The organism is Qipengyuania proteolytica (genome assembly GCF_019711565.1).
GTDB classification, from domain to species: Bacteria; Pseudomonadota; Alphaproteobacteria; order Sphingomonadales; family Sphingomonadaceae; genus Qipengyuania; species Qipengyuania proteolytica.
Genome location: NZ_JAIGNN010000001.1, coordinates 1,818,357 through 1,826,534, shown reverse-complemented (window position 1 = coordinate 1,826,534; position 8,178 = coordinate 1,818,357). Strand labels below are relative to the sequence as shown.

Genomic DNA, 8,178 nt, shown 5'->3' with positions numbered 1-8,178 from the left:
GGCCCCTTCGTCTAGCGGTCTAGGACGCGGCCCTTTCACGGCTGAAACACGGGTTCGAGTCCCGTAGGGGTCACCACGGTGGCGTTTTCTATTCCGGCGGGCAAGCGCCCCTCGCGGTTCGGAATGGCCCCTTCGTCTAGCGGTCTAGGACGCGGCCCTTTCACGGCTGAAACACGGGTTCGAGTCCCGTAGGGGTCACCACCGCAAATCACTCTGTGACAAGATCGCGATTGCGGTTGGCATGCGTGCCGATGCGCCGCTAAGCCCCCCGCCGATGAATGCTTCCCGCATCCCCTGGCCCGGCCTCGTCATTGCCCTTCTGACGTGCCTGACGCTGCTTTCCTTCGGTCTCGACGGATGGTCGGTTTTAGCGGTGTTCGTGGTCTGGATCGGGACGCTTTGGCTCGTGCGGGCCGAACCCCCACCCCAGCGACCCCCGACGAATGGTGCAAGCTTCAGCCGCGAATCCATGGGCGACCTGTTCGAGCATTCGGAGGCCCCGGTGCTGGTAACGGACAGGGATCGCGTGATCATCGCCAATCTCGCAGCGCGCGGCTTGCTCGGATCGCACGTGATCGGGCAGGACGCGCGCATGGCCTTGAGGCAACCCGAAGCCGTGCGCCTGCTCGACCGCTCGGCCGACGGTAGCGCAGTCGTGCGCGGACTTGCACGGCGCGGTGACATCTGGCGCGTCAATCGCAAGAAGCTCGATGGCGACCTCGCGGTGATCGAGTTCGTCAACAAGACCGCCGAGGCCGATATCTCACGGGCGCACACGGATTTCGTCGCCAATGCGAGCCATGAGCTGCGCACACCGCTCGCGTCGATCATCGGCTATGTCGAGACGCTGCGCGAGGATGTGGACGATCTCGACCCCAAGATGGCCGACAAGTTCCTCTCCACCATCCAGCGCGAAGGCAAGCGGCTGCAGGACCTTGTCAGCGATCTTATGTCCCTGTCGCGGATCGAAGCCGAGAAACACGATTTGCCGACCGACCAGATTGAGCTCTCCAGTCTGGTACAGAGCGCGGCCCGCGATGGTGCCGGTAGCGAGCGGGCCGAACGTCTTGACTTCGAGACTGCTGGGCCATTCTTCGTACGCGGTGACAAGCAACAGCTCGAACAGCTCGTGCGCAACCTCGTCGACAATGCGATGAAATACGGGATTGCGGATTCCCCGGTGACCGTCCGCCTGCATCCGCGCGGCGAGAACCGGGTCCGCCTGACCGTGACCGATCGCGGTGAAGGCATCGCTGCCGAACATATTCCGCACCTGACCCGCCGCTTCTATCGCACCGATCCCGGCCGCAGCCGCGCGTCGGGCGGCACCGGCCTGGGACTGGCGATCGTGAAGCACATCGTGGAGCGGCATCGCGGCCGCCTCGATATCGAGAGCACGCTGGGCGAAGGCACGCGGGTGACCGTCACGCTGCCACTGGATAGCGACGCCGAATGAGGCCCCGAGGGGTCTTCCTGGTGGCTTTTCCACAGACAATCACACTCCGGTCACGAACTGTCACAGAACTGTAATTTGCCGGTCATAGGGGCGTCGCCGGACCGTAACCGTCCTGCGAAGGATTCCCGATGACCCGAATGATTCGCCTTTCCGTGGCTGCGGCCGCGCTCAGCTGCACCATGGCCACCCCTGTGTTCGCGCAGGACGTCACCGTCTCTGCCGACGAACTCGCCGCCATGCGCGCCCAGCTCAAGGCCATGAACGACCGCATCGACCAGCTCGAAGGCGAGTTGGCTGCGGCCAAGCAGACCAACGAGGCGCAGGACGTGACGATCGCCGCTGCGACCGAAGCTGCGCAGGCCAAACCCGAACCCGCTCCGGCAGAAGAACTCTCCAAGAGCGACGGCTGGAGCTTCAAGCCGCGCGGTCGCCTGATGTTCGACGCCGGTTTCACCAGCGTGCCCGGCTCGACCGGTCGCTCCGACGGGTTCGGCAACGAAGTGCGCCGCGCGCGGCTCGGCGCGTCGGGCGATATCCCGGGCGGCTTCGGCTACAAGTTCGAACTCGATTTCGCGGGCAACGAAGTCGAAGCTGCAGACGCCTACCTGTCCTACAGCGACGGCCCGATCGAAGTGATCGTCGGTCACCAGAACAACTTCCAGTCGCTCGAAGAACTGACCAGCAGCCTGCACACGACCTTCATCGAACGCGCCGCTTTCACCGATGCCTTCGGCTTCGAGCGCCGCATCGGGGCTTCGGTCACCTACAACAAGGGCGCGGTGCTGGCGCAGGCCGGTGTCTTCACCGACAATTTCGCCGACACCGAGACCAACAATCGCGGTGCCGACGCGCGCCTCGTCTTCATGCCGAAGATGGGCGACACCCAGCTGCACTTCGGCGGCTCGATCCACTATAACGACCTGGCCGAGGACGGCGCGACGGTGCGCTATCGCCAGCGCCCGCTGGTGCATTTCACGTCGGAGCGCTTCATCAACACCGGCAATCTCGACGCCGATAGCGAATTCGGGCTCGGCCTCGAAGCCGCGGCCGTCGCAGGCCCGTTCCACGCCGCAGCCGAGGGCTACTGGCAGACCGTCACCATGCCGGGCGCGATGGAAGACCCGACCTTCTTCGGCGGCTACGCGGAAGCCGGCATTTTCCTCACCGGCGGCGACACGCGCGGCTACAAGGGCGGCAAGTTCGATCGCAGCAAGCCCGCCAATCCGCTCGGCAAGGGCGGGCTGGGCTCGTTGCAGTTCAACCTGCGCTACGACTATCTCGACCTCAACGATGCCGGCGTGCTGGGCGGAACCCAGAATGGCTACCTCGCGTCGCTGATCTGGAAGCCGAACGCCTACGTCCTGTTCGGCGTGAACTACGGCATGCTCGAGTACGACAACGCCGTGTACCCGACCGCCGATGGCGACACCTCCTATACGGTCGACGCCTTCGGCGTGCGCGCGCAGGTCGATTTCTGATCGGCGGTCAGACTGTTGTCGCAACCCTGTAATATTGAGGCGCAAAGGCGCCGCTAGTTACCAACCCAAGGGATCTATCATGACCAAGACCAAATCCTTCATCTTCGCCGCCGTTTCGGCTGCCGCCCTCGCCGCTTGCGGCGGCGGTGCGTCGGACGCCGGTTCGCGCGATTCGATCCGTGCTGTCGGTTCGTCGACCGTGTTCCCGTTCGCCAAGGCGGTTTCGGAAGCCTTCGTGCGCTCGAACCCCGACTTCACCTCGCCGATCATCGAATCGACCGGCACCGGCGGCGGCATGAAGCTGTTCTGCTCCGGCGTCGGCGCCGACACGCCCGACATGGCCAATGCCTCGCGCCGCATGAAGGCGAGCGAGTTCGCCGACTGCCAGTCCAACGGCGTGACCGACATCATCGAAATCCAGGTCGGCCTCGACGGGATCGCGCTGGCCTCGGCCAAGGGCGGCATCATGATGAACCTGACCCCCAAGCAGGTCTACGAAGCACTTGCCGCCAGCCCCTATGGCGGCGAGCAGACCGCCAAGACCTGGTCGGATATCGACCCCTCGCTGCCGAACGAGCCGATCCTCGTCTACGGCCCGCCGAGCACCTCGGGCACGCGCGATGCGCTCAAGGAACTGATCCTCGAAGCCGGCTGCAAGACCAATGCGGACATGGCGGCCCTCAAGGACAGCAATGAGGACGAGTATCAGAAGCTGTGCACCGAAGTGCGCTCCGACGGCGCCTATGTCGACCAGGGCGAGCAGGACAACCTGATCGTCCAGAAAATCGAAGGCAATCCGAAGGCCGTCGGCGTCTTCGGTTTCAGCTACCTCGAAGAAAACCTGGACAAGCTGCAGGACCTGCCGATCAACGGCGTCGAAGCGACCTATGACAACATTGCCAGCTTCGAATATCCGGGCGCCCGTCCGCTCTACGTCTACGTCAAAAAGGCGCACCTCGATGCCATCCCCGGCCTCAGGGAATACCTCGCCCAGTGGACCAAGATGTGGTCGAAGGGTGGGGAATTGGCCAAGATCGGGCTTGTCGCATCGCCTGAGGACGTTATGGCGACCAGCACAAAAGCCGCTACCGAGTACACCACGCTCGACGGCTCGCAGCTGAAGTAAGGCGAAATCCTAGCGTATGTCACCAGCCATCCTGCTTCTCCTGGCCCTCGGCCTCGGGCTTGCCGGATGGTTGGCGGCCCGCGCGCGCGCCTGGGCATTCCGGCGCGAAAGCTCCGACGGGCGGCTCGCCAGCCTGCCGACCTACCACGCGTGGTATGTCGCGCTCTGGATCGTGCTGCCCGTCCTCGCCTTCGTGGCGGTGTGGAGCGCGATCGCTCCCGGGCTCGTCAACCAGGCCGTATTGGCAAATCCCGCCGCCGCCGAACTTCCCGCTTTCGGTTTCCAGCGGCAGACGATCCTCAACGAAGCGCGTGCGGTCGCAACCGGTGCGGCACCGGCGGTCTTCAACCCGCAGGCGCGCGAACTGGTCGAACCGTTCCGCGATGCGCTGTCGCGCTACAATACGATTGGAATCGTGGTCACCCTGCTGATCGCCTTCCTGACGGGAGCCTGGGCCTTCCTGCGCCTGAAGCCCGATTTCGCCGCGCGTACCAAGGTGGAGCGGATCGTCATGGCGATCCTGCTCGGCGCATCGCTGGTCGCGATCCTGACGACGATCGGCATCCTCGTCAGCCTGATCTTCGAGACCGTCCGCTTCTTCGGCATGGTCTCGCCGGTCGACTTCCTGTTCGGGACCCATTGGGGCCCGGACCCCATGAGCAACCCCGACAATCCCGATGGCAGCCGCTACGGCGCGATCCCGCTGTTCTGGGGCACGATCTACATCGGCGCCATCATCGCCATGATCGTGGCGATCCCGCTCGGCCTGATGAGCGCGATCTACCTTACCCAATATGCCGATCCCAGGGTCAGGGCCTGGGTGAAACCCGCACTGGAAATCCTCGCCGGCGTCCCGACCGTCGTTTACGGCTATTTCGCCGCGCTCACCATCGCGCCCGCCATCAGAGACATCGCCCTTGCGCTCGGCATGTCCAACCCCTCGAGCGAAAGCGCACTCGCGGCCGGCCTTGTCATGGGCGTGATGATCATCCCCTTCGTCAGCTCGATGGCCGACGACAGCATTGCCGCCGTGCCGCAGGCCATGCGCGACGGCAGCCTTGCCATGGGCGCCACCACCAGCGAGACCATTCGCCGCGTGCTCGTCCCTGCCGCCTTGCCCGGCATCGTCGCCGGGATCATGCTCGCGGTCAGCCGCGCGATCGGCGAAACCATGATCGTGGTCATGGCCGCGTCGACCGCGGCCAACCTCACCGGCAACCCGCTGGAGGCAATGACCACCGTCACCGTCCAGATCGTCGCCATGCTCACCGGCGAAGGCAGTTTCGACCATCCGGCGACGCTGAGCGCCTTCGCGCTCGGCTTCGTGCTCTTCATGGTCACGCTCGGCCTCAACTTTGTCGCCCTGCGCGTCGTCAAACGGTATCGCGAAGCGTATGACTGATCTCGACGCTCCCCTCGGCGCGCCCACGCGTAGCGCTGCCTTCGAGGCGCGGCTCAAGCAGCGCTATGCGGCAGAACGCCGTTTCAAGGCGATCGGCCTTGGCGCCATCCTGTTCTCCGTTGCCGTGCTGGTGTTCCTGCTCGGCACCATGACGATCAACGGGATCGGCGGCTTCCAGCGCGTCGAACTCGACGTGCCGATTGACTTTGCCGAGGCCGGCATCGCGGCCGATCCTGCGACCATGAGCCAACCGAATGCGGTGCAGAACCTCGAAGCGCAGGGCCTGCCCGATGTGGTCGACTATTTCGCGCAGCAAGCGCTCGGTGAAGAGGCGGCGGCCGAACTCGGCAGGCAGGCGTGGCGCGATGTCGCCGCTGCCATCGTCGCCGATCCTTCGATCCTACGCGAACAGGCGACTTTCTCCTTGCCCGCCTCGGCCGATCTCGCCTCGGGCTACCAGGGCGAAGGCTCGCCCGACATGCGGGCGCTGGCGCAGCGGCTCGATGCCGAAGGCAAGATCGGCAAGAACTTCGATCCCGGCTTCCTGACCCGTGCCGATGCGACCAATCCGCAGCAGGTGGGTATCTGGGGCGCGCTCAAGGGCTCGATGCTGACGATGATCGTCACGCTGCTGCTCGCCTTCCCGATCGGCGTGCTCGCGGCGCTCTATCTCGAGGAATATGCGCCCAAGAACCGCTGGACCGAACTGATCGAGCTGTCGATCAACAACCTTGCCGCGGTCCCCTCGATCATCTTCGGCCTGCTCGGCCTTGCCGTCTTCCTGACGCTGTTCCCGAACCTGCGCTCGGCGCCCGTCATCGGCGGCATGACCCTCGCGCTGATGACCATGCCGGTCATCGTCATTGCCGGGCGCAACGCCATCAAGGCGGTGCCGCCGAGCATTCGCGATGGTGCGCTCGCCATCGGGGCCTCGCCGGTGCAGGTGGTGTTCCACCATGTCCTGCCCCTCGCCCTGCCCGGTATCCTCACCGGCACGATCATCGGCATGGCCCGCGCGCTTGGCGAAACCGCTCCGCTGCTGATGATCGGGATGCGCGCTTTCGTGGCCACGCCGCCCGACGGCTTCACCTCGCCCGCCACCGTCCTGCCGATGCAGATTTTCCTGTGGTCGGACGAAATCGATCGCGGTTTCGTGGAACGCACCAGCGCGGCGATCATCGTGCTATTGCTGTTCCTTCTGCTGATGAACGGCCTCGCAATCTACCTGCGCAACAAATTCGAGAAGACATGGTGACCGTAGTCCACGAAAACCTTGAAGTGACGGACGCCAAGATGAGCGCGCGGGACGTCTCCGTCTTCTACGGCGACAAGAAGGCGATCGACGAAGTCTCGATCGACATCCCGACCAAATACGTCACCGCCTTCATCGGCCCGTCCGGCTGCGGCAAGTCGACCTTCCTGCGCACGCTCAACCGCATGAACGACACGATCCCTTCGGCCCGCGTCGAAGGCGAGATCACGCTCGACGGCGACGATATCTACCGCTCCAAGATGGATGTCGTGCAATTGCGCGCGCGGGTCGGCATGGTGTTCCAGAAGCCGAACCCCTTCCCTAAGTCGATCTACGACAACATCGCCTACGGTCCGAAGATCCACGGCCTCGCCGAAGGCAAGGACGAACTCGACGCCATTGTCGAACGCTCGCTGAAGCGCGCGGGCTTGTGGGAAGAGGTGAAGGACCGCCTGCAGGACAGCGGCACTGCGCTCTCGGGCGGCCAGCAGCAGCGTCTGTGCATTGCCCGCGCCATCGCGGTCGATCCGGAGGTGATCCTGATGGACGAGCCCTGTTCGGCGCTCGATCCGATCGCCACGGCGAAGATCGAGGAACTGATCGCGGAACTCAACGGCCGCTACGCCATCGTCATCGTGACCCATTCGATGCAGCAGGCCGCGCGCGTCAGCCAGCGGACCGCTTTCTTCCACCTCGGGAAGATGGTGGAATATGGCCGCACATCTGACATATTCACCAATCCGCTCGAACAGCGGACGCAGGATTACATCACGGGACGCTACGGCTGATGCAGGAACATACCGTCAAGGCCTTCGACGAGGACATCACCCGGCTGCGCGGCCTGATCGCGGAAATGGGCGGGCTTGCCGAAGCGGCCATCCAGGAAGCGATCGAGGCGCTGGTCAAGGGCGACGACACGCTGTCGGACAAGGTCGTCAAGGGTGACAAGAAGATCGATTCGCTCGAAAGCGAGGTCGACAAGCTGGCCGTGCGGATCATCGCGCTGCGCGCCCCGATGGCGGACGATTTGCGCGAAGTCATCGCCGCCCTCAAGATCGCCGGTGTGGTCGAGCGGATCGGCGACTATTCGAAGAACATCGCCAAGGCCTCCAAGGAAATCGGCCCGAACCGGAAGAAGTTCGAACCGCTGACCCTGCTCCCCGCCATGGCCGAAGTGGCGAGCGAAATGGTGCACGACGTGCTGACCGCCTACGCCGCGCGCGATGCCGAGCTGGCGCGCGAAGTTATCGCTGCGGACGAGAAGGTCGACGCCTTCTACAACTCGATTTTCCGTAATCTCGTCAGCCACATGGTCGAAAATCCTTCGACCATTTCGAGTGCTGCACAGCTGCTGTTCGTGGCGCGCAACCTCGAACGGATCGGCGACCATGCGACCAATGTCGCGGAGATGGTCCATTTCGCCGCGGTTGGCACCTATCCGCCCGACGAGGACGATTGACATAA

7 protein-coding genes and 2 tRNA genes are annotated in these 8,178 nt (G+C 64.3%); all 9 read left to right on the top strand.

From position 1 onward, the window contains the following. Positions 1-76: transfer RNA gene (locus K3172_RS08840), tRNA-Glu, on the top strand. A gap of 49 nt (positions 77-125) precedes the next feature. Then, positions 126-201 (top strand) — tRNA-Glu (locus tag K3172_RS08835). 73 nt (positions 202-274) lie between these two features. Continuing rightward, entirely contained in the window at positions 275-1,456 is a 1,182-nt protein-coding gene (locus tag K3172_RS08830) for a sensor histidine kinase (RefSeq protein ID WP_221588872.1), read from the top strand. A 128-nt stretch (positions 1,457-1,584) separates the two neighbouring features. Next, a complete protein-coding gene (locus K3172_RS08825) occupies positions 1,585-2,934 on the top strand; it encodes an OprO/OprP family phosphate-selective porin (RefSeq protein WP_221588870.1) in 1,350 nt (449 codons plus the stop codon). Positions 2,935-3,013: 79 nt separating this feature from the next. After that, complete coding sequence (locus K3172_RS08820; protein ID WP_221588868.1) at positions 3,014-4,060, top strand: substrate-binding domain-containing protein; 1,047 nt, start codon at positions 3,014-3,016, stop codon at positions 4,058-4,060. Between the two features lie 16 nt (positions 4,061-4,076). Continuing rightward, on the top strand, positions 4,077-5,462 hold the full coding sequence (gene pstC, locus K3172_RS08815) for a phosphate ABC transporter permease subunit PstC (protein ID WP_221588865.1): 1,386 nt from the start codon (positions 4,077-4,079) through the stop codon (positions 5,460-5,462). Beyond that, entirely contained in the window at positions 5,455-6,717 is a 1,263-nt protein-coding gene (gene pstA, locus K3172_RS08810; protein WP_221588863.1) for a phosphate ABC transporter permease PstA, read from the top strand. The genes pstC and pstA overlap by 8 nt, the downstream gene beginning before the upstream one ends. Further along, complete coding sequence (pstB, locus tag K3172_RS08805; protein ID WP_221588861.1) at positions 6,711-7,502, top strand: phosphate ABC transporter ATP-binding protein PstB; 792 nt, start codon at positions 6,711-6,713, stop codon at positions 7,500-7,502. The genes pstA and pstB overlap by 7 nt, the downstream gene beginning before the upstream one ends. Next, positions 7,502-8,173, top strand: a complete 672-nt coding sequence (gene phoU, locus K3172_RS08800; RefSeq protein WP_221588859.1) for a phosphate signaling complex protein PhoU — start codon at positions 7,502-7,504, stop codon at positions 8,171-8,173. Before pstB ends, phoU begins: the two co-directional genes overlap by 1 nt. The last annotated feature ends 5 nt before the right edge of the window (positions 8,174-8,178 follow it).

Bases quoted from the DNA above. Each gene is read 5' to 3' on its own strand.
- K3172_RS08830 (WP_221588872.1), top strand. From the start codon at position 275: ATGAATGCTTCCCGCATCCCCTGGCCCGGCCTCGTCATTGCCCTTCTG.
- K3172_RS08825 (WP_221588870.1), top strand. From the start codon at position 1,585: ATGACCCGAATGATTCGCCTTTCCGTGGCTGCGGCCGCGCTCAGCTGC.
- K3172_RS08820 (WP_221588868.1), top strand. From the start codon at position 3,014: ATGACCAAGACCAAATCCTTCATCTTCGCCGCCGTTTCGGCTGCCGCC.
- pstC (WP_221588865.1), top strand. From the start codon at position 4,077: ATGTCACCAGCCATCCTGCTTCTCCTGGCCCTCGGCCTCGGGCTTGCC.
- pstA (WP_221588863.1), top strand. From the start codon at position 5,455: ATGACTGATCTCGACGCTCCCCTCGGCGCGCCCACGCGTAGCGCTGCC.
- pstB (WP_221588861.1), top strand. From the start codon at position 6,711: ATGGTGACCGTAGTCCACGAAAACCTTGAAGTGACGGACGCCAAGATG.
- phoU (WP_221588859.1), top strand. From the start codon at position 7,502: ATGCAGGAACATACCGTCAAGGCCTTCGACGAGGACATCACCCGGCTG.